The following is a 24,184-nucleotide window of genomic DNA, read 5'->3' as shown; positions in this document are numbered from 1 at the left end:
GACTTGGCGCTTTCTTTGGGGCGTCGGGGCAACAGATATTTTATTGCGCGAAAGCGAAGCGGCAGCAGCAGGATGTTTTTTTGCGCGAAAGCGAAGCGACAGCAGCAGCAGGTTTTATTGCGCGAAAGCGATGCGACAGCAGCATGTTTTTTTGCGCGGAAGCGAAGCGGCAGCAGCAGGATGTTTTTTTGCGCGAAAGCGATGCGACAGCAGCAGCAGGATGTTTTTTTGCGCGAAAGCGAAGCGACAGCAGCAGGATGTTTTTTTGCGCGAAAGCGAAGCGACAGCAGCAGCAGGTTTTATTGCGCGAAAGCGAAGCGACAGCAGCAGGATGTTTTTTTGCGCGGAAGCGAAGCGACAGCAGCAGGATGTTTTTTTGCGCGAAAGCGATGCGACAGCAGCAGCAGGTTTTATTGCGCGAAAGCGATGCGACAGCAGCAGCAGGTTTTATTGCGCGAAAGCGATGCGACAGCAGCAGCAGGTTGGTCACGAAGGCGTTGTCACAAGACGTGACTATTTTAGTCTTCGCTCCTCTCCCCGCTTTGCGGCAGTGTCTCATCTGCGACGTTAATCCCCAAGGAGTCAACCAACCGGAACGAAGATCAATTTATATACGTGGAATACGTTTTAACAAAATGGCTTCCAACTTTTGAATTTTATCGGAACACTTTTACGTTTTATCACCTAACTTTTAAGTTTTATCTACCAACTTTTGAGTTTTATCTACCAACTTCTGAATTTTATCCACCAACTTTTGAATTTTATCTACCAACTTCTGAATTTTATCGACATCTACCTTTCAAGCTTTATCTACGTAGCAAATGTCATCCCCATCTTTTGGTGATGATCCAATTTTAATCAAATCCTCTTATTAATTTTAATCAAATAGCGAGCGCTCTTAATTTCTTATAAAACAAAAAAAGCCACCATTTTCGGCAGCCTTTCATTACTACTCATTTCCACTATATTTATTTTCGATTTTAAGTCCATAGTTACTTAATTCTTTATTAATAAATTGCTTCGCGCTTGATAACTTTTCGGTTAAAGATTGTTCAATTATTGAACCATCTTGTAATGTGAAAATCAATTTTTCCGGTGAACTGACACCATTTTTCTCCACAATAGTCTGTTCAACCTTTACAATATCTTCCCAGCTTGTATAATCTTCTTGCAAACTAAAAAATTGATTCATATGAATTCCTTTTGTATCAATATATTGATAGTTATTAATACATAAAAATATCAATGCACTAGCAATTACAAACGATGACCCCACGATTCCTCGTTGAATTTTCTTCCTTTTTTTTGTTTTAGGAGTCACTAAAAAATTGATTAATAACATGAATGCTAACATGAATAATACTACCATTAATACAATATAGGCTGTAAAAAAAGGATCAAAAAAGTAATATTCCTTTGGTCGATAAAACAATTCTTGAATAGGATATAAAAAAATAAAAGGAGCGATAAAGCTTGACAAGAATAAAATTATTATTACCCCTATTTGATATTGCTTCTTGCTTGATTCAGTGGTCATAAATAATTTCTCCCCTCTATTAATATTCCAAAAATCTAATTAAATACTATTCTAATTAATTTTACCAAATTACTCATCGTTTGTTAAATAATTCTAAATTCATTCACGAATGGTACTGGCGTCGCCCCAAACTTTATCTGAATGCGGGCCATAAAAAAACAGCGAATCGTTTTTAACGATCCACTGATTCAACTTTTACTGGCACTGCATAGATACGCTCTTCACCTAGAAAGATGGACAGTACACCTTCCTTACGTTTTCTAGAGACATGCAAAACTTGCCTTACACTTTCTTTTTCTTCTTTATTTAACTGTAAAAGAATTGGTTCCTCTAAACGAATGGAGAGGTTTTTATTGACTTTATATTTACCTTTTTTCACCACTGTTTCAAGGCTGTAATCTTGCCAAACCTTATTGGCTAAACCTCGATGTACATTCCAGTCATCGGATTCATTCAAAGTGACGACAATACATGTTTGCCCGTCCTTTTGGAAGGCGGTTGCAAGGGTCCGACCAGCTACTTTTGTAAAGCCTGTTTTTCCGGCAAATGCTGAACCTTTAGCTGATTTTAATGCATTAACAGGTTGTTGTGTCTCATCCCCTATTTCGATGGCAACCCCTGATCCTTCTCGTAATAAACGGTGCTTATTTTCCCATAACATCCCGTTTTCAGTATTGGCACGATATAGAACTGTGGAGGCAATCTTCTTGAAAGTTTTATTTTGGAGAGCAATCCTTAACATTTCAGCAGTATCTCTCGCTGACGATAAGTGCTCATCATGATGCAAACCGGACGGGTTCATAAATACTGTATTTGTGAGCCCAGCAACAACAGCCCGCTCATTCATTAACTTGACAAACCCTTCTACCGATCCACCAGCATGCTCTGCTAAAGCTGTTGCTGCGTCATTTCCTGAGCGAAGCATCAAACCATATAACAGTGTTTCTACCGTAACCTTTTCACCTGCTTGCAAGTAAATTGACGAGCCCTCAGCCGTTGCAGCCCTCGGTGAAATAACTACTTCATCTTGAAGATTGCTATTTTCAATAGCAACAAGTGCTGTCCAAATTTTTGTTAAGCTAGCAATTGGTAACCGTGCATCACTATTTGATTCAAATAAAACACGGCCCGTATCACCATCTAAAACAGCATATCCGCTACCCCCCCGTGCTAAACTGGTTTCTGGAAGCATTAACATTACCACGACTATCATGAACAATATTAAACGTACTAACCGAAGCAACGAGCCACTCCTTATTAAAAGTAATAGGAAAATATAGATTATATTTATGTTTCAAGCTAAGTATTATACCAATCAATTATGCCTTGCTCATTTACTTTACTCCATTAAAAGTTTCTTGGAATTTCGTCATAAATAGATCTGTTTCTTGCTCTTGTTCAACTAACTCTTCTTCAGGTAAAGGCGGCATTTCATCCATACTATTTAATCCAAAGTAGTTTAAGAATTCTTTTGTAGTACCATATAAGATTGCACGTCCTGTCCCTTCCGAGCGACCAACTTCCTTAATCAACCCTCTAGAAACGAGCGTTTGAATTGGTCTTTCACATTTCACACCACGTAAATCTTCAATTGTTACACGTGTAATTGGTTGTTTGTATGCCACAATAGCCAATACCTCAAGTGAGGCTTGCGATAATGATTGAGCGGTTGGATTTTCTACTAATCTTTGAATGGTATCTGCTAAATCAGATTTTGTTATAAGCTGATAAACTCCAGCCATTTCTTTTATAGTAACGCCTCTTGCTAAATCTTCTTCATATGTTGTTTTCAATACTTCCATTGTTTGTACAACTAACTCTTCCGGTTCGCCTAAAAGTTGTGACAATTGTTTAATGGTTAAGCCGTCGTCTCCAACAACAAATAATAAGGCTTCTATTCTACTCTGCAGCATCATTGTTTTCCTCATCATCCCATTCCTCCTTCTGTAATGTAACTGTTAATTCTTCAAAGTTACCGTCTTGCTCTACGATGACGACCTGACGTTTCATCAGTTCAAGAATAGATAAAAACGTCAGAATAAGCGTTGGCTTATCTTCATAGGGAAAAAGCTCGGAAAATGATGCACGTCCACCTGTATTTCGTAATGAATCGACAACTGAACGCATTTGATCTTTCACTGAGCGTTCTTGTCTCGCTACAGTTGTTTTTAGCGGTTTCTTTAATTTTTTTCGACGCATCAGTTTTTGAAAGGCTCCAAGCATGTCATAGATGTTGACGTTCAAATCAAATAACGCCATTTGCTCATCTGATGCTAACTCTGATAAATCAGCTGGAGGCCGTGTAAATACCTGTGCACGATCTGTTTCAAGCTCTTGCAGGCTACTTGCTGCTTCTTTATATTTCTTATACTCTATTAAACGTTGCACCAGTTCTTCACGAGGGTCTGGGCCGTCGACTTCTAATTCGGCATCTTCAAGCTCACCTTCATGAATTGGCAGGAGCATACGACTTTTAATGGCCAATAATGTTGCAGCCATCACTAAATATTCACTAGCCTCATTTAACTCAAGTACCTGCATAGCATGTATATGGTCGATATATTGTTGAGTAATTTCAGCCATTGGGATATCATAAATATCAATTTCCAATCTGTGAATTAAATGCAATAATAAATCAAGAGGCCCTGAAAAGGCTTCTAATTTTACTTCATAAGACATTGTTTTACCACCCTGAGATTCTATGTTCTTTTAGTATAGTAGAAAGGAGTCCAAAATGCATCCACAGCATCACACTTTATTTATCGACTATTGTGCTTTTTTCAATGGTAATCAAGATTTTTTTGAATGCCATGAAGTCCTTGAAGAATACTGGAAGGATATTGCTCCAGGTGATAAAAAGCACCCTCTCGTTGGATACGTACAGCTCGCAACAGGTTTATATCATTGGCGACGTGACAATTTTATTGGTGCTGCGCGAATATTAGAAAAAGCACTCCATAATTTTCAACATAATATGGGCCACATCTTTTTTGACGAAATCGACTACGAAATTCTACTAACACAACTAACAGATTCACTTTCTGCTACCCAAAAGGGCAAGTCCTTTCAAACATTTCAACTTCCTCTTTCAGCCATATTAGAGGAATTAGTATTCGCTCGCATACAGATTTTACCACCAAGTAACTCTAACTATCTTCTTCATAAACATATGCTTCGAGATCGCTCACATATTCTTGCAGAGCGTCAAGAAAGCAAACAAAGAAAAAGCAGACGTCAATGATCGTCTGCTTCTTCATCGATACAATTTATACATTTTTGAACAATATTACGTGTTTCCTCTGTTGCACGCACACTTTCATACTGGCCAAGGTCTGCTACTTCCTGTAACATTTCCTTCGCAACACCCTCGCCTCTATAAGAAGGGACAACGGAAACATGTTGAATCATAGCTATATTATTACTGTCTGTTACAAGTCCAACAATGCCTACATACTCATCGTTCTTTTTCCATAAATATAAAACCCAATTATCATCATTTTCATAGGAGTGGATTGTCTCTTTGAGCTTTTTTATGTCTTTTTCGTTAGGCATAAACGAGAGTAGCCCCATTGCTATTTTCTCGAAAGCTTTTTTATATCGAATTAACATATTTGTCTATTCCCTCATTTTCTAGCTGTACATAATCTTTGACTATCCTACACGATTTGTACTTTTACCGCAAGTCAATTTCTGTCTTACGAACCAGGTCCGAGAATACCTTTAGACGCCAATACCCAATAGACAACGCCCCACAACAAAATAAAAGTTGAAATGGACGCTAGTAATACCCATTTGTTTTTTCTCATATTTACTCACCCTTTTTTAACGTTAGCGGGAGATCGTTTTGTACAATATCTTCATAACTTTCGCGTCGAATTGCTAATTGATGCTTTCCATTTTCTACAAATACAACTGCTGGTCGTGGTACACGATTATAGTTACTCGCCATCGAATATCCATACGCACCAGTACAGAAGATTGCTAGCACATCACCAGAAGCTGCTTCCTGAAGCTTAGCATCAATAATTAATTTATCGCCAGATTCACAAAGTTTACCAGCCACTGTATATGTTTCACTTTTTGATTCATTTGCTTTACTTGCAATGACCGCCTCATACTTCGCATCATATAATGCTGGACGGATATTATCACTCATACCACCATCGACAGCAATATATTTACGAACATTAGGTACTGTTTTTTGTGAACCAATTGTATAAAGTGATGTTCCTGCATCGCCTACAAGTGATCGACCTGGTTCAATCCAAATTTCCGGCATAGTTAGACCAAGTACAGTCGCTTTGTTCTTTACAACTGTAATCATATCCTCTACATATACTTGTGGCTCAAGCGGTGCATCTTCCTCAGTATAACGAATTCCGAAGCCCCCTCCTAAGTTTAACACAGTACATGTAAAATCGTGAGTCTTGTTCCAATCAGAAATCTTATCAATTAGTTTTTCTCCCGCTAAGCCAAAGCCCGCTGTGTCAAAAATTTGTGAGCCGATATGACAGTGTAATCCTAGAAGCTCTAAGTATTCATGGTTAAAAGTTTGTTGGAAAGCTTCATCTGCTTGACCGTTATTTAAGTCGAAGCCAAATTTAGAATCCGCTTGACCTGTCGTAATGAAATCATGCGTATGTGCCTCAACACCTGGTGTGACACGTAATAAAATACGCATTTTTTGTTGACGGCGCTCTGAGATTTCTTGTAAAAGTTGAATTTCATAGAAATTATCCACGACAATACAACCGATTTTCGAGTCAAAGGCTAATTCTAATTCTGCAATACTCTTATTATTACCATGGAAATGAATGCGCTCTGCAGGGAAACCTGCTTTTAAAGCTGTAAATAATTCTCCACCAGAGACCACATCCAAAGATAGACTTTCTTCTGCCGCTAATTGGTACACAGCTACACATGCAAATGCTTTTGAAGCATAAGCTACTTCTGCTTTTACACCTAGTTTTTTAAACGTATCAATAAAGCCGCGTGCACGCTTCCGAATAAGCGCTGTATCATACACAAATAAAGGTGTACCATACTCTTTTGCAAGCTCTAATGTATCTACCTGTCCAATCGTTAAATGACCATCTTCAGAAATCGCTTGTGTTCCATATAAATGCATGTGCATCTCTCCCTTTTCACATCGTTCCATCTTGTGATAAATCGCTCCTCATTTTTTAGAAAGGATATAGGCAATCTATCCTTATTGAGGTATTGCTTCATTCAACAAGGGTTCGAACAGTACACGGGGGCAAATATCACATATATGCCAACACCTTGTCGTGATAAACCTTTTGATGAATGAAGACAATTTTCGCAAAAATCACAAAATACTATATGTGAACTTTATCACATGAAAAAAGCGAGTGCAACGGCTCCTATGATCTTTTTCGATGTTCGGAATCGACTACATAAGGTCTTAATGCATCTGCTGTCATTGGGAAACGGACAAGTACGCGAAGCATCGCTGTTGGAAAGAACGGAATAAGTGGCCATAAATATGGCGCTTGCATCGGACGTAATGAACATAAATACGTAAATAATATAAAGATCCCGATAAATAACCCATTAACTCCCCAAATTCCAGTCATGATTAACAACACTAATCTAAAGAGTTTAATGGAGATACCGAGCTCATATGACGGAATAATAAATGTCAGAATAGCTGAAACAGCTGTATATAACACTACTTCTGGCGTGAATACCCCAACATCAATAGCAATCTGACCAATAATTACACCGGCAACTAACCCCATCGCAGTGGATAAAGGTGATGGGGTATGAATGGCGGCCATCCTCAAAAATTCTATCCCTATATCTCCAATAAGTACTTGTAGTAACAGTGGGATATGTGATTTTTTCTTTGCCCCTAAAAAGGATAACTCATCCGGTAAATGTATCCCGTGCGTTGCACATAAATACCACAAAGGCAATAATAATAAACCCATAATTGCTCCAAAATAGCGCATAAAACGGACGAAGGTTCCGACTGATGGTGCCTGCCTGTACTCCTCAGCATGCTGCAGTAAATGAAAAGCAGTTGCTGGCACAATAATGACAGAAGGAGACGTATCGACAACAATGGCAATATGTCCCTCAAGCAAATGCGCTGCGGTAATATCTGGTCGTTCCGTGTAACGTACAAATGGAACTGGATGAAACTTCTGTTTAAACAGCCATTCCTCTAATGATTTATCAGTCATAGTCAAGCCATCATGATTAATTTCTTTAATGCGCTGCCGCAATTTATCGAGCGTTTCATCACTCGCAATACCCTTTATAAACGCTAGCGCGACATCGGTTTGACCGATTTCGGATATTTTATGTAGCTCGAAACGTAAATTACTATTGCGAATTCGCCGACGAATCAAAGCAACATTTTGTGAAATACCTTCTATAAAGCCGTCCCTAGATCCACGAATAACCTTTTCATTGTCAGGCTCCGCAGGGGTACGTCCTGGGTAACTTCGAATTTCAGCAACATAGCCATAACCACTTTTCGTTATAAAGGCAACTTGTCCACTTAATATTGATAATAAAATGGCTTCACGCTTAGTTTCCTCTGAACGGCCTTGGTAATTGAAATAGGCTTCAAAATACTCCTTTTCATCCTCAATATCAATGTCCTCATCAGGCAACAAATTAGAGAGTAATTGTGTTAACACTATTCCATCCACAAGTCCGCTTATATATGCACAAAGAACCGGCAAATCTTTGACAAATACATGCTTAATACTAACGTCAAATGATTCGCCGTCACCAAATTGTTCTTTAAGAAAATTTTCGGCTTCTTCTAAGCTGTTAAAAAGTTTATCTTTTTCTGTCATGCTGTCACCATTTTCTTAGATGTCTTTTTTTACTTCTTCCTCTTCAACTGTGGCACTTGTGGCCATCCAATTTTTTAATTGAGCAAGAATCTTTTTCTCTAATCGCGATACCTGAACTTGAGATATCCCGAGCCTGTTAGCAATTTCAGTTTGGGTACAATCTGAAAAATACCGTAAATAAATAATGGATTGCTCTCTAGGCTCAAGTCTTGTGAGCACCTCTTTTAGTGGTATATAGTCAAATGGCTGCTCAGATTTTTCGTCCTTCATCTGATCCATTAATGTAATAGAATCCCCTTCACTCTCATACAATTGTTCATGTAAGGAAGCAGGATCTCTTAATGCATCGGAAGCTGTTACAATTTCCTCAGAGGTGACACCAAGAGCTTGTGCTAACTCATGAATGGTTGGTGGATGCTCATTTTTTTTAATGAATTCATCAGTTGCATGACGAATTTTAAAATTAAGCTCACGAATAGATCGACTAACCTTCACCATACCATCATCTCTTAAAAAGCGCTGAATTTCTCCGATGATCATTGGTACAGCATATGTCGAAAATTTAACATCATACGTTAGATCGAATTTATCCACAGACTTCATGAGCCCTATGCAGCCAATTTGAAATAAATCCTCGAGCTCCACGCCCCTGCTTGCAAAACGTTGGACGATAGACCACACAAGCCTCGTATTTCCTTCAATCATTCGTTTACGAGCCTCATGATCGCCCTGCTGTGCACGTGCAATTAAATCTCGCATTTCTCCCTGTGACAATAGCTTATCGGACGACTGTTCTAGCGGCTTCAAGATCGCATCCTCACATTACCGGTGTGCGAACTGAGTAAAATTTCTTCGTAAACGTGACAGTTGTACCTTCTTGCCACTTGGACATTACTGTCAACTGATCTGAAAAACTATCCATAATGGTAAAGCCCATACCTGAACGTTCCATCGCACCTTTCGTCGTAAATAACGGCTCCATCGCTTGGCTAACATCCTCAATACCCATACCTTTATCCATAACAGACACTGTTACAATATCATCCTCACGTTTTGCATGAACTGTAACAACACCCTTACCATTCTCTTCATAACCGTGAATAATGGCATTAGAAACTGCCTCTGAGACAACCGTTTTAAACTCGGATAGCTCATCAATTGTTGGATCTAATTGTGCGATAAAACCTGTTACCGCTACACGCGCTAAGGCTTCATTTTCACTAATTGCTAAAAAAGTTAATGTCATTTCGTTATCCATTTACAATCCCCCTAACTCGATCAATCGCTTCCTCTTCAGTTGCATTCATCATCCACGGCCCTAAACCTGAAAATTGAAACACTTTCCGCATTGTCGGCGATGGATTCAATAAAATTGTTCGTCCTGCGACTGCCTCTAACTCACGCATTCGACCAAGTACTAAACCTACACCTGAACTATCCATAAAGGAAAGCCCCTCTAAGTTCCAAATAATGGTCGTTACAGCCCCTTGAAAAATTGCTGTAGAAATTTTAGCTCGAATTTGCTCTACTGCATGATGATCGAGCTCCCCAAATAAACGTACAACTACTGTCTCTCTTGTTACCATCTCTAATTGAAAATGCATGAACATCGCCTCCTCCTCGTGCAATTCCACATTCAATGTGGTGATTCCTTGCGGCTGACAGAACTAGTGCAAAGTCTTCCGAAATAGTGTCAAATCGACATACTTATAGCTTTTTTGGTTAAATGCAGTATGGGATAAATCAACATTTTTTAAACGTGAGACACTCTTTTTACAAAAATTTTTAATCATTGGGTCATTATAATAACGTAAGGTTGATTTCCGTTCCGTCTGGGCGCTTTCCTGGGGGCATCCGATGAGCCGCTTGGGCCAACAGATGTTTTTTGCGCGAAAGCGAAGCGGCAGCAGCAGATGTTTTTTGCGCGAAAGCGAAGCGGCAGCAGCAGATGTTTTTTGCGCGAAAGCGAAACGGCAGCAGCAGGTGTTTTTTGCGCGAAAGCGTTGTGCAACGTAGCGGCAGCAACGTGTTTTGACTGTGCGAAAGCGTTGTGCAACGTAGCGGCAGCAACAGCACGATGTTTTTTGCTATCCGTCGCTTTGTCGATTCTATCCACGACTTTGGCTGTTCTATCCATCATTTTGTCGGTTCTATCCACGACTTTGGCTGTTCTATCCGTCGCTCTGATTTCTATCCTTCGCTTGGCCGGTTCTATCCACGATTTTGATCCTTCTATCCACGACTTTGACGGTTCTATCCACGATTCTGACACTTCTATCCACGACTTTGACGGTTCTATCCACGATTCTGACTATTCGTCCGTCACTCCGACTATTCTTTCCGTCGCTTCGAACCTTTCTTCCCTCGCTCAGGCTCTTCCTTCCGCCACCCTGGCTCTTCTATCCGTCGCTCTTCTAGCTTCTTTTCGTCACTTCGACTCTTCTTTCCGTCGTTCCAGCTCTTCTTTCCGTCACTTCGGCCCTTCTTTCCGTCGCTCAGACTATTCCTTCCGTCTCTTCGGCTCTTTTTTCCGTCGCCCTGACTTCTTTCCGTCGCTTCGAACCTTCCTTTCGTCGCTCCAGCTATTCTTTCCGTCACTTCGACTATTCTTTCCGTCACTTCGGCTCTTCTTTCCGTCACTTCGGCTCTTCTTTCCGTCACTTCGGCTCTTCTTTCCGTCACTTCGGCTCTTCTTTCCGTCGCTCAGACTATTCCTTCCGTCTCTTCGGCTCTTTTTTCCGTCGCACTGACTTCTTTCCGTCGCTTCGAACCTTCCTTCCGTCGCTCCAGCTCTTCTTTCCGTCGCCCTGACTTCTTTCCGTCACTTCAGCTCTTCTTTCCGTCACTCTGGCTGCTCTATCCGTCGCTCCGGCTCTTCTTTCCGTCACTCCGACTCTTCTTTCCGTCGCCCTGACTTCTTTCCGTCGCTTCGAACCTTCCTTCCGTCGCTCTGACTATTCTTTCCGTCACTCCGACTATTCTATCCGTCGCTCAGACTATTCCTTCCGTCGCCCTGACTTCTTCCGTCGCTTCGAACCTTCCTTCCGTCGCTCAGACTATTCCTTCCGTCACTCCGACTCTTCTTTCCGTCGCCCTGACTTCTTTCCGTCACTTCGACTCTTCTTTCCGTCGCTCTGACTTTTTTCCTTCTCTTCGATCCTTTCTTCCCTCGCTCAGGCTCTTCTTTCCGCCACCCTGGCTCTTCTTTCCGTCGCTCCAGCTCTTCTTTCCGTCGCTTTGTCGGTTCTATCCACGATTCTGACTATTCGTCCGTCACTCCGACTCTTCCTTCCGTCGCTCAGACTATTCCTTCCGTCACTTCGGCCCTTCTTTCCGTCGCTTCGACCCTAACTTCCGTCGCTCAGACTATTCCTTCCGTCTCTTCGGCTCTTCTTTCCGTCGCTCTGACTTTTTTCCTTCTCTTCGATCCTTTCTTCCCTCGCTCAGGCTCTTCTTTCCGCCACCCTGGCTCTTCTTTCCGTCGCTTTGTCGGTTCTATCCACGATTCTGACTATTCGTCCGTCACTCCGAATCTTCTTTCCGTCGCTTCGAACCTTCCTTCCGTCGCTCAGACTATTCCTTCCGTCACTCCGCCTCATCCATCCGCCGCCTTAGCTCCTTTTCGCCACTTCAGTCCGCCACAAAGACTCTCCGCCTTTCCACAGAACAAAAAAAAAGCGAGAACCCCCTTTATCAAAGAGAGTTCTCGCTTCGTATTATTTATGCAATTGTATAAGCCTTCAGTACTTTTTCGATTGTTTCCTCATCGATTTGACTATTCGAATATAAATAAGCAATCGTTTCGCCAGCACGAACATGATCGCCTTTTTTGGCAATCAATTGAATACCAGCATCATAATCAAGTTCAGATTCCTTAGTTAATCGACCTGCGCCAAGACCAACACTAGCTTCCCCGATTAATAAAGCATTAATCGTCCCTACAGTGCCTTCAGTAGTTGCTTTGATAGCTACTTTATTTGCTGTGTCTTTTTGCACGATATCTGCTAAATCGCCACCCTGAGCTACGATAAATTCTTCAAATTTTGAAGCTGCTGAACCATCCTCTAACACTCGTTTAACAGCAGCTGTTGCTTCAGTCTCATTTACACCTGCTGCAACTTGGTACATAAGCGAAGAAATAATAATACATTCCTCAAGCAGATCCTCATGCGTTTCGTCCATACGGCCACTTAATAAAGCAAATGCTTCTACTACTTCAAGCTTATTGCCAATCATTTTACCTAGTGGATTATCCATATCACTAATATGCGCAACTACTTTACGCCCTAGCTTTTCACCGATTGCAGTCATCGTATCAGCTAAAACCTGCGCTTCTTCTTCTGTTTTCATAAATGCGCCTGAGCCACATTTAACATCAAGTACAATGCCGTCTGCACCACTTGCGATTTTCTTACTCATGATAGACGCGGCAATAAGTGGAATGGAATCGACAGTACCCGTCACATCTCGTAATGCATATAATTTTTTGTCAGCTGGTACAAGATTACCTGTTTGACCAGCCACTGCAATTTTATGTTTATTGACATTGTCGATAAATTCTTGTGATGAAAGCTCTGTTTTAACGCCACGAATCGATTCTAATTTATCGATTGTACCACCTGTAATGCCTAGACCCTTACCACTAAATTTCGCCACTGGAATATCTAGTGCAGCAATAATTGGCGTAACAATTAGTGTAACTTTATCGCCTACACCGCCTGTCGAGTGTTTATCAATTTTAAAACCTTCGATAGAAGATAAATCAATAACATCTCCAGATTCTATCATTGCTTTTGTTAAATAAAATGTTTCATCATATGTCATACCCAATAAACGGATTGCCATTAGTAAGGAGCTTGCTTGATAATCAGGAATTGCACCAGTAGTGTAACCCTCTACAAAATATTGAATTTCAGCTTGTGATAGCTCCTTGCCTTGCTTTTTCTTTTCAAATAGTTGCGCCATATTCATATCGAAAATCCCCCTTACTTCAGATTTGTTAAGAAGCTTTTACCAAACTCTGGTGCTTCTACTTTGAAGTTTTCAGCAACTGTTGCTGCAATATCTGCAAAAGTTTCACGAAGTGCTAGCTCGCTACCACCATTAAAGCGTGGTGAATAGACAATTAACGGTACATATTCACGTGTATGGTCTGTCCCAGGGAATGTTGGATCATTACCGTGGTCAGCCGTAATGATTAGTAAATCATCTTCTGTCATTGCCTCAGTAATTTCTGGTAAACGTGTATCAAATTCTTGTAGTGCGTTACCATAACCTAGTGGGTCACGACGATGTCCAAAATTCGCATCAAAATCCACTAAGTTTAAGAAGCTTATACCATGGAAATCACGACGTACTACTTCTGCAAACTTATCCATACCATCCGTATTATTTTTCGTACGTACTGCATCAGTGACACCTTCACCGTTGAAAATATCAGAGATTTTTCCGATTGCTATAACATCTAAGTCTGCATCCTTTAAGACATTCATCGTTGTGCGACCAAATGGCTTTAACGCATAGTCATGACGATTAGACGTACGTTCGAAGTTTCCTGGTGTACCGACAAATGGACGAGCAATAACACGGCCAACTAAATATTCTGGTTGTAATGTTAACTCACGAGCAATTTCACAAATTTTATATAATTCCTCTAGTGGAATAATTTCTTCATGTGCAGCAATTTGCAAAACAGGGTCAGCAGATGTATAGACAATAATCGCTCCTGTCTCCATATGCTCCTTGCCGAAGTCCTCGATTACTTGAGTTCCGCTTGCTGGTTCATTGCAAAGAACTTTGCGGCCTGTACGTTCTTCCAGCTCTGCAATTAGTTCAGCAGGGAATCCCTCTGGATACACTTTAAACGGTTTATCAATATTCAAACCCATGATTTCCCAGTGCCCTGTCATTGTATCTTTACCAACAGATGCTTCTTGCATTTTTCCGAAATATGCTTTTGGTTTGTCGGTAGCTTGCATACCTTGTAACGGTTCAATGTTTGCTAAGCCGAAAGACTCCATATGTGGCATTGTAAGCCCATTCATTTTTTCAGCGATGTGTCCAAGAGTATGTGAACCTACATCTCCAAAATTCACTGCGTCTGGAGCTTCACCAATTCCAACTGAGTCCAATACTACTACATGGATTTTTTCAAATGGTTTATTCATAATTTTGCCTCCTAATCTCATGTCTCTATTTTACCAAAAAACAACGAAAAATAAAGGTCAGACCTCCGACCGATATTTTTTTCTCTTAAGCACGTGGATGAAATTGCTTATAAACCTCTGATAGTCGGGATTTACTAATATGTGTATAAATTTGTGTTGTGGAAATATCGGCATGTCCAAGCATCTCTTGAACTGCTCGTAAATCCGCACCATTCTCCACTAAATGTGTTGCAAAGGAATGACGTAATGTATGTGGCGTTAATTCATGTTGGATGCCTGCTTTTAAAGCGTGCTCCTTCATTAATTTCCAACAACCTTGCCTTGTTAAACGTTTTCCTCTTTGATTGATAAAAAAAGCTTCTGTTTTTGGAGATTTCCCTTGTAATTGACTTCGTGCACCATCTAAATAAGTACTTAATGCAGAAAGGGCGCTTTTTCCAAGGGGAATGATACGTTCCTTGCCACCCTTACCAAAAACGCGTACGAAGCCCATTGTTAAGTGAATATCTGCTAAATCCAATGCAATCAGCTCACTAATGCGCATCCCTGACCCATATAATAGCTCTAACATTGCCACATCGCGAATGCCTTGTGGTTTGCTGCGATTTGGTGTCGCTAATAAAGCTTCTATTTCTTCAATAGAAAGGACATTTGGTAGCTTTTGCTCAATGGTCGGCATTTCTAAATGGACAGTTGGATCTGTTTCTGCTCGCTTTTCTCGGAGTAAAAATTGGTGGAAACTGCGAATGGAGGAAATATGGCGGGCAACAGTACGACTTGTCTTTCCTTGCATACGCAACTGCTCTAGATGGCGCAAAATGGTCGTCCTTTCCACTTTACGAAAATCAGACATTCCCTCTACTTCCCGCAAAAAATTCACGTAATTTTCTAAGTCTCGGCGATAGGATGCTAATGTATTATCAGATAATTGCCGTTCTACTTGGATAAAGTGGATATAATCCTCTATTGCATATTGAAATTCATTCATCACAGCGCCCCCTTAACAATCTATTATCTTTCATATTAACATGTTCAATAAACCAAATGCTTTCTCTACAAAAAAAAACCTCCCTTCACTTTCAACATAAGGGAGGCAGTTTATTTATTTTTTCAATTGATACTGTCGCAAAAAACTACCAGCGGCAAAACTTGCAAAAGAGACGATAAAAACAAGTAACACTGTTGCAATCATTTCAAACGCAAATGAAAACTGAACTATTTTACCGGTAGCTTCAAAATCGAGCTGAATATTCACAAAATAAATAAGCATCAACTGTAGCGCTGTAAATATACCGGCAAAAGTCAAACATTCTTTCCAATTCATACGATGGACAATATATAATATATAGCCTGCTGCACTAATCAATAAGATCGTGATTAGTACTAATATAAATGAAGGCAATACCGAAAATTTGCCTTCTTCAAATAAACTATTTAAAAAGTAAGAATTATATACACCAGATTTATCGTTCCCAAAAAGGCTGTAGGATATGCTCTCTGACAAACCATCACTTAATACATTCAGATGTAGCTTTGAAAAAAACGTACATATCCAATTCCAAGTACCCATATAAATACTACTAAAAATCGAAACAGTTCCAACTAATCCCTCTGGCAATTCTGATTCTAAACCCTTTTTATCCAAACTAAAATAAATGTTTAAGAAATTAATAAGTAACCCAATACATGTAATTGCTACAGAAAACATAGCATATTGGACATATTTTACTTGATAGCTCAACTTTTCAAAAATAGATTTATTAAAATAAGTTAAAATTGCAGTAAACCCAAATATGACAATTGATAAGATAGTCGTAGATCTTGCTGATTATCAGATACATCTTACATCTGATATTGAAGATGCAATTGTATTTATTAACGGAAAAAGTACAGGAAAGAAAGCACAAGATGTTAAACTTTTTGCTGCAAAGCTAGATGATTCTGTTAAAGTATATGCTGTTAAAAAAGGACAAGATAGACAAGAAGAAAAATCCGAAATTATTACACTGAATAATACGGAAAATCACCTTCAATTTACCTCAGTACAGGCTAAACAAAAAGTTGAAGAAGAAAAAAAGCAAATCAAATAGCAACGCAAACATTCTTATCTGAATATGAAGACTCGGCTCGTTCACTCTTCTATGATTTCCGTAATAACTACAAGTACGCTTTAGAAAATGCTGATTTTAGTTATGTTCAGGATTATTTTTTAGAAGGTACACAAATACGTAAAGATTACAGTAAATTCGTAACCGACCATAACACATTCGGTTACTATTCCTATGATTTCAAATCTAATATGATTGACAAGATATATGCTACTGATCCATCCACAATCATTCTTGATTCAACAGAAATTTTCGATTTCTATCAAACTGAAGATGGTACTTGGTCATACCAGCGCGAAAAACGTTACACAATGAAATTATCAAATGATACGTTACGTATTACAGATATCCAAGACCGTTCAAAAGTTATTAAAAATAAAATTTCGGATTAAATAAAACAACAAAATTTTGCTAATAAAAAAAGATGTCTCAAAAAGTCATAATACTTTTTGGGACATCTTTTTTACTTTTCTTCTGATACCTCGTCGTTTTTATCATGACAGCGCCAGCAAATGCCGTGGAAAGTTAGTCGGTGATCCTTTATGATAAAGTTCCAACGTTTTTCAACAACGGCTTCCACATCTTCAAGTAAATCTTCCTGAATTTCATCAACCGCACCACATTCGATACAAACTAGATGATGGTGGAAATGCGCAGCTCCCTCTTGGCGTAGATCATAGCGCGAAACGCCATCGCCAAAGTTGATTTTGTCGACAATTTTGAGCTCAGTTAGTAATTCTAACGTTCTATAGACAGTCGCTAGACCAATTTCCGGTGCCTTTTCTTTTACTAAAAGGTAAACATCTTCTGCACTTAGGTGGTCTTCCTCGTGCTCAAGCAGTACAGCAACTGTTGCTTCTCGCTGCGGCGTCAGCTTATAACTAGCACTATGCAACTGTTTTTTTATACGATCAATTCGGCTCTCCATGTGACGCCCCCCTAAACTCTTTCCATTATACCAAAGGAGTAAATCCTATTACAAGATAGTGAGTATATTTCGAATATGCTTTTGTATGTTTTTACCTGATAATCAATTATGCCTCGGCATAATTGCCGCTGATGCTTCGCTTTCGCGCAGTAAACATTTGTAGCTGACGCTTTGCTTTCGCTACAGAAAAAAATTGTAACTGCCGTTTCACTTACGTTACACAAAACAATTGTAGCTGTCGCTTTGCTTTCGCTACAGAAAAAATTGTAACTGCCGTTTCACTTACGTTACACAAAACAATTGTAGCTGTCGCTTTGCTTTCGCTACAGAAAAAAATTGTAACTGCCGTTTCACTTACGTTACACAAAACATTTGTAGCTGTCGCTTTGCTTTCGCTACAGAAAAAAATTGCTGAAAGAAGTTAAATTTTCATAGCTCATCACCATAACATGTGGTTGATTTCCATTCTAACTGGGCGCTTTCCTGGGGGCGTCCAGTCTTCACTCCAATCAACTTTATAAAAGGTATACGTTTTAACAAATGCCATCCACAACCTTTGGTGATGAGCCATTTTCATGTTGTACTTATCAATTTAATACATAAGAAATAACAATAAACTCAGCCACTATTATGATGAAAAATACGATAAAATTCAACAAAATTGTCCGACCATGTATCATTTTCCCGATTTTTCTCTTTGACCAAGCTGGCACAAGTAAATTGCATAGGTTTAGCAACAATATACAATAGATAAGCTGAAATGGAAACCACCAAATCGTATAAACCCAGAAAGCTTCAAGCTTCTGTAATAAAAAAACAGAGCTAAAGCCAAAAAAGGTAGCACGTATCGCCACTGTTACACGTACTAGAACCTTCAGGACACTATGTGTTGCAAGCAATAGTACAAGCGCTATTGAAACAGCAACAGGTAGCACTAAACGAAATAGAGAATGCCTGTCCCCATTTGTTAATCGAGGCTCTATAAATGAAATAAAAGGCTCTGCATTCGGCCCACCAATAATATGAAATAAGATAACGCCACAAACGAAACTCACAGCAATGATGGATGCGTGATAAAATATAGACACCGTACGAGACATAAACATGCTCCTTTTCTATCAAGGTTTGTACAGCTTATGCTCGTCCGCTTCTATTATGCTAAAGATATTTTCTTATTGTGCCGCAAGCCAAAGTACTGCAAATGCTGTCTTGGCGTCAAATATACGCTCATCTGCAACCATTTGCCCCGCTTCTTCCAACGAAACTTCTAATAATTCGACAAATTCATCCTCATCTAGATCTGCTTTGTTTTCAATTTTATATAAATCCTTTGCCACAAATAGATGGATGATCTCATCTGCGAAGCCTGGGGATGTTGCAAACGCTTGTAAATAAGTTAAGCATTGTGCACCGTAACCTGTTTCTTCCTCTAATTCGCGGCGCGCGGTCTCAATCGGCTCCTCACCAGGTTCTAGCTTGCCAGCTGGTATTTCAATAATTGATCGTTCTAAAGCTTTGCGATATTGCTCCACTAATACTAACTTTCCTTCATCGGTAACAGCAATAACTGCAACTGCACCAGGATGCTTTATAATCTCCCTTTTTGCAACATTACCATTCGGTAAAGTGACATCATCAACCTGTAGTTTCACAATTTTCCCGTCATAAATGGGTGTAGTCTTTGTCGTTTTTTCCTCAAACTTTTTCATTGACTATAACCTCGCTTGTTCTTCAGATATGTTCATTGTACCATTACAAGTAGAGAAATCGAAGGAGGGCATTGGCATGAAAAAAAGACAGCTTGGCTCAAGTGAATTGTTTATTTCAGAAATTAGTTTAGGGGGCATGTCACTTTCGACAGATAAGAAAAAGGCTGCTGAAATCGTCGCTATGGCACTAGATGCTGGCATTAATTACATCGACACAGCCGATTTATATGATTTTGGGGCAAATGAAGAAATTATTGGCGCTATTTTAGGGAAACGTCGTCAGGATGTTATAGTCGCTACGAAAGTTGGGAATCGATGGACAGAAGGTGTAGAAGGTTGGCATTGGGATGCATCTCCGTCTTATATAAAGGAAGCTCTCCACGCTAGCTTAAAACGACTAGGAACTGACTATATTGATGTTTATCAATTACATGGTGGAACGATTGAGGACGATTGGGATGGCATTATCAACACTTTTGAAGAGTTGAAAAAAGATGGATTGATTCGAGAATATGGCATTTCCTCTATTCGACCAAATGTACTAAAGCGTTTTTTACCAGCAAGCTCCGCTAAAAGTGTCATGATGCAATACAGTGCTTTAGACCGTCGACCAGAAGAATGGTTCGACTTTATCGCAAGTGAAGGGGCTTCTGTTGTAACACGCGGGACTGTTGCAAAAGGTTTACTAACAAATAGCTGGAAAGAACGTTTACAACGTGTCAACGGCTTTAACACATATACAGCGGACGAATTAACAGCAGTATTAACAGGCTTATCTTCACATTATGACGATTTACATGCACTAGCAATCGCCTTTAATCTAAAGGAACCTACTATAGCCTCAACAGTGATTGGTGCAAGCTCACAGGAACAGTTGGCACAAACACTCGTTGCCTATGAAAAAATGGATTCAATAACAGATTTTAAAGCAATAAAAGAGCTAACAAAAGCCGACCAATATATGGAGCACCGATGAAAAAATGGCTTATCTTAATAGCATTTTTAGTAGTACTTGCAATCTCCTCTAATATGACCTATGAACAACAGTCTATTATTCCTGAGTTGGAGCAAGTATTAGCAAATAAACCGTTTGAAAAGCAATTATCTGTGTTAAAAATTCCTTATTGGGACACAGTTGTTTCTGTGGAAGAACGTGGTTACTTTAAGTTTGTAGAATTTTTAATTCGAAAATTAACACATTTTGTTGGATTCGGCTGTATCGCACTTGGTATTTTCTTCGCATGGGGAAAACGTCGATTCGCCGCAGGTGTCGCTATTGCTGGGACAGCTCTAATAGCAACGCTTGATGAAATCCGTCAAAGCTTTATACCAGAACGCATGATGAGCGGACAGGATGTTATTTTGGATACAGCTGGAGCGATTGTTTTTGTTGGGATTGTCGTGTTGGTGAGGAAAACTTTTAAAAGACAAAGGGCGTTTTAAAAAATTATTAAAAAGAGTTAAAGTAATATACTTAATAGATCGATCGGTATCCTATATACAATGTGCAACATTATTATTTATAGCTGAACTAATTTTGATATTAGTTCAGCTTTTATTTGTGTTTAAAGAAGTCTAAAATATTTTTAAAAAATATAGTAATTTTTCTATCGGTTATTCAACTATGGGGCAAGTTAGTTGAAGAGAGACATAGATTTTTATGGTAAAATAATGGTAAATAATAGAGGTGTTCAAATGAAAAAAGGCACTTTAAACAAAAATACAGTTATCGCATTTGCAGTGATAGCAATTTTTATTACTGTTATATGGTTCGTTTCTGACAAATCTATTTCCTATCCAGAACCTCAAGAAGCTATATTTGCCGTTGAAAAAGATTTAGCGTTAATTCCAGCCTATAAAATAAACAGTAATGCTCTTTTCTTTTTCATAAAAGATAAGAATAATCTAGGAGCTACGTATGTACGAAAAGGACTTTGGGGATGGAAAGCAGACTTCCTTGCTTGGGGCCCTATGGATAATAAAAGAAATTATGAAAAATTAAACGGTTATCAAGGATATGGTGAAAATCTACTATTTGGATTAATTAAAGATGGCGATGACCGACTTCTTCAACTTGATGATAAAAATGCTACAATACTAAATTTAGAAATGTTACCTGCTGAAGTCTTAGAAGAATATCAATTAAAAGGATTGTATATTTGGTACTTTGAAAGTGACACTGCTCTAGAAGAAGGAACAATCAAACTAATTAATAAATCCACAGAAGAAGTGCTAGATGAAATTGATTTATAAATAACTTATAGATGTTATTTCGTTCTAAGTTAAAAGAAAGAAAAAATAAATGCAGAGGGCGTTAATTGTAACTAACAGGGGCTTGAGTTATATAGGCAGCTCTTTTTTCTTTATTGAACTATCGACGCAGGTTAGTTCAATAAGTGGCAAAAGGATACTGGGTTATACTATAGAACAAATAAGGAAGTAAAATAATTTTTTGGAGGTAATGGATGATTAAAGATTCATGGTTTACTGTGCAACAAATTGATTGGAATACTTACGCAATTAGTGAATATGGACATTGGGAGAAGGTGCATTCATTTTTATTATTGGGTAATCAAAAAGCGGTACTAATTGATACTGGCCTTGGAATTGATAACATTAAGAGAATTACTGACCAATTGACTACATTTCCGATTGAGGTCATTACAACTCATGTCCACACTGATCATATCGGAAGTCATGGAGAATTTGAAAAAATCTATGTTCATGAGGGAGATAAAGATTGGTTAGTGAATGGAATAAAAGGCTTGTCAATAGGGCAAATTAGAAAAGATATTAGTAGAGATATAACATTACCTACTCCAAATACATTTAATCCAGACACATATCAACCATTTCAAGGGGAACCTACAGATTTGTTAGTTGATGGTGATGTAATTGAGTTAGGTAATAGAAAATTAGTCATCTATCATACTCCGGGACATTCTCCTGGTCATATTTGTGTTTTCGATGAAACAAACGGTTATTTGTTTACAGGGGATTTACTATATGATGAAACCCCTATATATGCTTTTTATCCTTCAACAAACCCTGTTGATTTAGTCAATTCATTGAAAAAAATTTCAGAGATACCAAACGTTTCAATGGTTTACGGTTCACATAATACTTTAGGGCTTGAACCAAAAATTTTAAAAGAAGTAAAAATTGCAGTTAAGTTTTTGAATGAAAATAAACTTACTAAATTCGGTACTGGAATCCATAAATTTAATGGTTTTAGCGTACAGTTTTAACGGTTCTTATTGAACGAAAGGTGCAGGCCAGTTTAAGTAGCAGGCATGTGTAGCATCGTATCGGATTAACCGACGCAAAAAGATGGGAATTCCCTTATTATAAAGAAATTTTAATATAAAAATCGAAGGGGACTTGATTTATGTTTAGATTACTTTTGGAGTTAATACGAATAACTGGAATTTTATTAATTCTAGGTGCTATGATGGGGACTTTGGTGAAATTAATCTATGCGAGTTTAGGGATAAATGTAGATCATACCAATGGTGGTTGGTTAGTTGGTATTTCAATTCTTATTTTAATTTTCGTGTTATACAGAAATAAATTTCAATTTTCCGGATTTTATAAAGGACCAGGAAAAGTAAAGCTTCCAAAAAGAGTTAGTAATTCTCTAATTTTATGTTCTATTCTAATGTTATTCATAGCTCCACTGTTCAACTAACGCACCCAGTTAGTTGAAGAAGAGAAGTTATGAATTCATCAATTTGTTAATTTTTTTGTCGTAAAGACTTCGCTTTATAAAATCTGAACGCCAATAATCATATAGATCTTTTCGACTTGCTTTTAGAAAAGTTTTTAATACTTTTTTTAAATCAGAGTTATAAGGAAATGCGATGTCTTTACCTAAGCTGTAGCCTTTATTAAAGAAAAACGCTGCAGATTTAGAAATATTTTTCTTTTAAATCTTTTTACCTTATCCTTTTACTAAAAAATCCGTCAAATACAGCCTCACTTTCAGCTATTACACCTCGTTAGAAAAAATTTCTTTCTATTATCCTCTATTAATTTTAATTTAAAATATCCATTTAAAAAATGTATAAACTCCAACTAATGCAAAAATAAATATTAAAATTATTATTGAAAGACAACCCAAAATAATCAATTTATCTTCTTTAAATTCTATTGGAACATCTGGTTCTTCTACTAATTTTTCTTTTACTTTATATAAAAGTGCTGGGTCTAATTCCATTCCTTTTAAAAGTTCAATATCGCCTTTATACTTTAAAGCTCTTGCTATATTATTAATGTCATTTCCCATAGATTTTTCAAATTCAATACACGCATGTACCATTAATGGAGTCTTATTCTCTTCTAAATACCAGTATCGACCAGCCATTGCAGGATATTTTAACTCGAAATAAATGTCTCCCAACTTTTTACGGAGTTCTAATTCATTTGGAAAGGTTGATATTAACCCGTGTAATCTATCCCTTGCCTTCCCCAAATCATCATTTTTAATATCCTCTTCTATGCCTTTTAAAGTCTTTGAAATTTTCTTTTCAATAAAAAACACCCTCTTTTATCCTAATTCTTTACTCATATTATTTTTCAATAGTATACTGCTTGGTTAGTAAAAAAACGTCTCCACTTGTTGGAGAAACGCTCCCGCACTAATTTCTTTCCATGGAATACTTGACCTATCAAATCTTAACAATGTATGGCCTTGTTATATATATGTAATTTTTTCCCCATTCAACTAATATGCCCAGTTACTTGTATAACTAGTGGAGAAAATTGTATATATTATATTTTCAGACTATGTCTTTAAACACAAATAAAAGCCGAACTATATCAAAATTAGTTCAGCTTAAAAATATCGCATTATAATGTTGCACATTGTATATAGGTCCAGAAATATTAAGTGCATTACTTTAA

General features: G+C 38.3%; 29 protein-coding genes. 9 read left to right on the top strand and 20 right to left on the bottom strand.

All coding sequences use genetic code 11. The annotated features are described in order from the left end of the window. Positions 1-40: 40 nt before the first annotated feature. From ACMZ42_RS12765 to ACMZ42_RS12740, 6 genes are all read right to left on the bottom strand, one after another. Positions 41-490: a hypothetical protein gene (locus tag ACMZ42_RS12765; protein WP_415731697.1), complete on the bottom strand. Its 450-nt coding sequence runs from the start codon at positions 488-490 to the stop codon at positions 41-43. Positions 491-691: 201 nt separating this feature from the next. Beyond that, complete coding sequence (locus ACMZ42_RS12760) at positions 692-772, bottom strand: hypothetical protein (protein ID WP_415731742.1); 81 nt, start codon at positions 770-772, stop codon at positions 692-694. A 177-nt stretch (positions 773-949) separates the two neighbouring features. Continuing rightward, entirely contained in the window at positions 950-1,537 is a 588-nt protein-coding gene (locus tag ACMZ42_RS12755) for a hypothetical protein (protein WP_415731696.1), read from the bottom strand. 172 nt (positions 1,538-1,709) lie between these two features. Continuing rightward, positions 1,710-2,780: a D-alanyl-D-alanine carboxypeptidase family protein gene (locus tag ACMZ42_RS12750; protein WP_415731695.1), complete on the bottom strand. Its 1,071-nt coding sequence runs from the start codon at positions 2,778-2,780 to the stop codon at positions 1,710-1,712. A gap of 91 nt (positions 2,781-2,871) precedes the next feature. Continuing rightward, the gene (scpB, locus tag ACMZ42_RS12745) at positions 2,872-3,465 is read right to left on the bottom strand and encodes an SMC-Scp complex subunit ScpB (protein ID WP_402871995.1); all 594 of its coding nucleotides are present in this window, start codon (positions 3,463-3,465) and stop codon (positions 2,872-2,874) included. Continuing rightward, positions 3,437-4,216, bottom strand: a complete 780-nt coding sequence (locus tag ACMZ42_RS12740; RefSeq protein ID WP_370075036.1) for a segregation/condensation protein A — start codon at positions 4,214-4,216, stop codon at positions 3,437-3,439. The genes scpB and ACMZ42_RS12740 overlap by 29 nt, the downstream gene beginning before the upstream one ends. A 55-nt stretch (positions 4,217-4,271) precedes the next feature. Between ACMZ42_RS12740 and ACMZ42_RS12735 the strand changes: the two genes are divergently transcribed. Further along, a complete protein-coding gene (locus ACMZ42_RS12735; RefSeq protein WP_370075037.1) occupies positions 4,272-4,778 on the top strand; it encodes a DUF309 domain-containing protein in 507 nt (168 codons plus the stop codon). Here the strand turns inward: ACMZ42_RS12735 and ACMZ42_RS12730 are convergent. From ACMZ42_RS12730 to spoIIAA, 6 genes are all read right to left on the bottom strand, one after another. After that, a complete protein-coding gene (locus tag ACMZ42_RS12730; protein ID WP_132363147.1) occupies positions 4,772-5,146 on the bottom strand; it encodes a GNAT family N-acetyltransferase in 375 nt (124 codons plus the stop codon). The genes ACMZ42_RS12735 and ACMZ42_RS12730 overlap by 7 nt on opposite strands. A gap of 199 nt (positions 5,147-5,345) precedes the next feature. Continuing rightward, entirely contained in the window at positions 5,346-6,665 is a 1,320-nt protein-coding gene (gene lysA, locus ACMZ42_RS12725) for a diaminopimelate decarboxylase (RefSeq protein ID WP_370075038.1), read from the bottom strand. Positions 6,666-6,921: 256 nt separating this feature from the next. Next, entirely contained in the window at positions 6,922-8,370 is a 1,449-nt protein-coding gene (locus ACMZ42_RS12720; RefSeq protein WP_402872002.1) for a spore germination protein, read from the bottom strand. Between the two features lie 15 nt (positions 8,371-8,385). Further along, a complete protein-coding gene (sigF, locus tag ACMZ42_RS12715; protein WP_370075040.1) occupies positions 8,386-9,177 on the bottom strand; it encodes an RNA polymerase sporulation sigma factor SigF in 792 nt (263 codons plus the stop codon). Positions 9,178-9,187: 10 nt separating this feature from the next. After that, on the bottom strand, positions 9,188-9,628 hold the full coding sequence (gene spoIIAB, locus ACMZ42_RS12710; protein WP_370075041.1) for an anti-sigma F factor: 441 nt from the start codon (positions 9,626-9,628) through the stop codon (positions 9,188-9,190). Further along, positions 9,621-9,974 carry an anti-sigma F factor antagonist gene (gene spoIIAA / locus ACMZ42_RS12705; RefSeq protein ID WP_370075042.1) on the bottom strand — a complete coding sequence of 118 codons (354 nt, stop codon included), beginning with the start codon at positions 9,972-9,974 and terminating at the stop codon, positions 9,621-9,623. The genes spoIIAB and spoIIAA overlap by 8 nt, the downstream gene beginning before the upstream one ends. Positions 9,975-10,325: 351 nt before the next feature. Here spoIIAA and ACMZ42_RS12700 point away from each other — a divergent pair, with 351 nt between their 5' ends. Further along, entirely contained in the window at positions 10,326-11,120 is a 795-nt protein-coding gene (locus ACMZ42_RS12700; protein WP_415731694.1) for a hypothetical protein, read from the top strand. 970 nt (positions 11,121-12,090) lie between these two features. On the opposite strand, the gene ACMZ42_RS12695 is transcribed toward ACMZ42_RS12700, so the two are convergent. From ACMZ42_RS12695 to ACMZ42_RS12680, 4 genes are all read right to left on the bottom strand, one after another. After that, positions 12,091-13,341, bottom strand: coding sequence for a thymidine phosphorylase (locus tag ACMZ42_RS12695; protein WP_370075045.1), 1,251 nt, complete (start codon positions 13,339-13,341; stop codon positions 12,091-12,093). Positions 13,342-13,355: 14 nt separating this feature from the next. Beyond that, a complete protein-coding gene (gene deoB / locus ACMZ42_RS12690; RefSeq protein WP_415731693.1) occupies positions 13,356-14,537 on the bottom strand; it encodes a phosphopentomutase in 1,182 nt (393 codons plus the stop codon). An 85-nt stretch (positions 14,538-14,622) separates the two neighbouring features. After that, positions 14,623-15,525, bottom strand: a complete 903-nt coding sequence (xerD, locus tag ACMZ42_RS12685; protein ID WP_402872013.1) for a site-specific tyrosine recombinase XerD — start codon at positions 15,523-15,525, stop codon at positions 14,623-14,625. A gap of 114 nt (positions 15,526-15,639) precedes the next feature. Beyond that, positions 15,640-16,245, bottom strand: coding sequence for a hypothetical protein (locus ACMZ42_RS12680; RefSeq protein ID WP_415731692.1), 606 nt, complete (start codon positions 16,243-16,245; stop codon positions 15,640-15,642). Between the two features lie 85 nt (positions 16,246-16,330). On the opposite strand from ACMZ42_RS12680, the gene ACMZ42_RS12675 reads away from it, so the two are divergent. Beyond that, on the top strand, positions 16,331-16,627 hold the full coding sequence (locus ACMZ42_RS12675; RefSeq protein ID WP_415731691.1) for a TcaA 3rd/4th domain-containing protein: 297 nt from the start codon (positions 16,331-16,333) through the stop codon (positions 16,625-16,627). Next, complete coding sequence (locus tag ACMZ42_RS12670) at positions 16,624-17,037, top strand: TcaA NTF2-like domain-containing protein (protein ID WP_415731741.1); 414 nt, start codon at positions 16,624-16,626, stop codon at positions 17,035-17,037. The genes ACMZ42_RS12675 and ACMZ42_RS12670 overlap by 4 nt, the downstream gene beginning before the upstream one ends. 71 nt (positions 17,038-17,108) lie before the next feature. Here ACMZ42_RS12670 and ACMZ42_RS12665 read toward each other — a convergent pair whose 3' ends face one another. From ACMZ42_RS12665 to ACMZ42_RS12655, 3 genes are all read right to left on the bottom strand, one after another. Then, positions 17,109-17,573 (bottom strand): Fur family transcriptional regulator, encoded by a 465-nt coding sequence (locus ACMZ42_RS12665; protein ID WP_132363163.1) that lies wholly within the window; start codon positions 17,571-17,573, stop codon positions 17,109-17,111. Between the two features lie 587 nt (positions 17,574-18,160). Next, positions 18,161-18,673 (bottom strand): hypothetical protein, encoded by a 513-nt coding sequence (locus tag ACMZ42_RS12660; protein WP_415731690.1) that lies wholly within the window; start codon positions 18,671-18,673, stop codon positions 18,161-18,163. A 72-nt stretch (positions 18,674-18,745) separates the two neighbouring features. Further along, on the bottom strand, positions 18,746-19,282 hold the full coding sequence (locus ACMZ42_RS12655) for an NUDIX domain-containing protein (RefSeq protein ID WP_370075052.1): 537 nt from the start codon (positions 19,280-19,282) through the stop codon (positions 18,746-18,748). Positions 19,283-19,358: 76 nt separating this feature from the next. Here ACMZ42_RS12655 and ACMZ42_RS12650 point away from each other — a divergent pair, with 76 nt between their 5' ends. The 5 genes from ACMZ42_RS12650 (at position 19,359) to ACMZ42_RS12630 (ending at position 22,970) form a co-directional block, all read left to right on the top strand. After that, on the top strand, positions 19,359-20,258 hold the full coding sequence (locus tag ACMZ42_RS12650; protein ID WP_415731689.1) for an aldo/keto reductase: 900 nt from the start codon (positions 19,359-19,361) through the stop codon (positions 20,256-20,258). Next, positions 20,255-20,725 (top strand): VanZ family protein, encoded by a 471-nt coding sequence (locus ACMZ42_RS12645; protein WP_415731688.1) that lies wholly within the window; start codon positions 20,255-20,257, stop codon positions 20,723-20,725. Before ACMZ42_RS12650 ends, ACMZ42_RS12645 begins: the two co-directional genes overlap by 4 nt. 195 nt (positions 20,726-20,920) lie before the next feature. After that, the gene (locus ACMZ42_RS12640; RefSeq protein ID WP_415731687.1) at positions 20,921-21,535 is read left to right on the top strand and encodes an aspartyl-tRNA synthetase; all 615 of its coding nucleotides are present in this window, start codon (positions 20,921-20,923) and stop codon (positions 21,533-21,535) included. Positions 21,536-21,747: 212 nt separating this feature from the next. Next, positions 21,748-22,530 (top strand): MBL fold metallo-hydrolase, encoded by a 783-nt coding sequence (locus ACMZ42_RS12635; protein WP_370075056.1) that lies wholly within the window; start codon positions 21,748-21,750, stop codon positions 22,528-22,530. A 140-nt stretch (positions 22,531-22,670) separates the two neighbouring features. Further along, positions 22,671-22,970: a hypothetical protein gene (locus ACMZ42_RS12630; RefSeq protein WP_370075057.1), complete on the top strand. Its 300-nt coding sequence runs from the start codon at positions 22,671-22,673 to the stop codon at positions 22,968-22,970. Between the two features lie 351 nt (positions 22,971-23,321). Here the strand turns inward: ACMZ42_RS12630 and ACMZ42_RS12625 are convergent, their stop codons facing one another. Continuing rightward, entirely contained in the window at positions 23,322-23,813 is a 492-nt protein-coding gene (locus ACMZ42_RS12625; protein ID WP_415731740.1) for a DUF6584 family protein, read from the bottom strand. Positions 23,814-24,184: the final 371 nt, after the last annotated feature.

Origin of the sequence: Lysinibacillus sp. NPDC056185 (genome assembly GCF_047737915.1) — a bacterium.
Taxonomy (GTDB): Bacteria; Bacillota; Bacilli; order Bacillales_A; family Planococcaceae; genus Lysinibacillus.
Note: the sequence above shows the minus strand (reverse complement) of the source record. Positions and strands in the feature narration are given on the sequence as shown.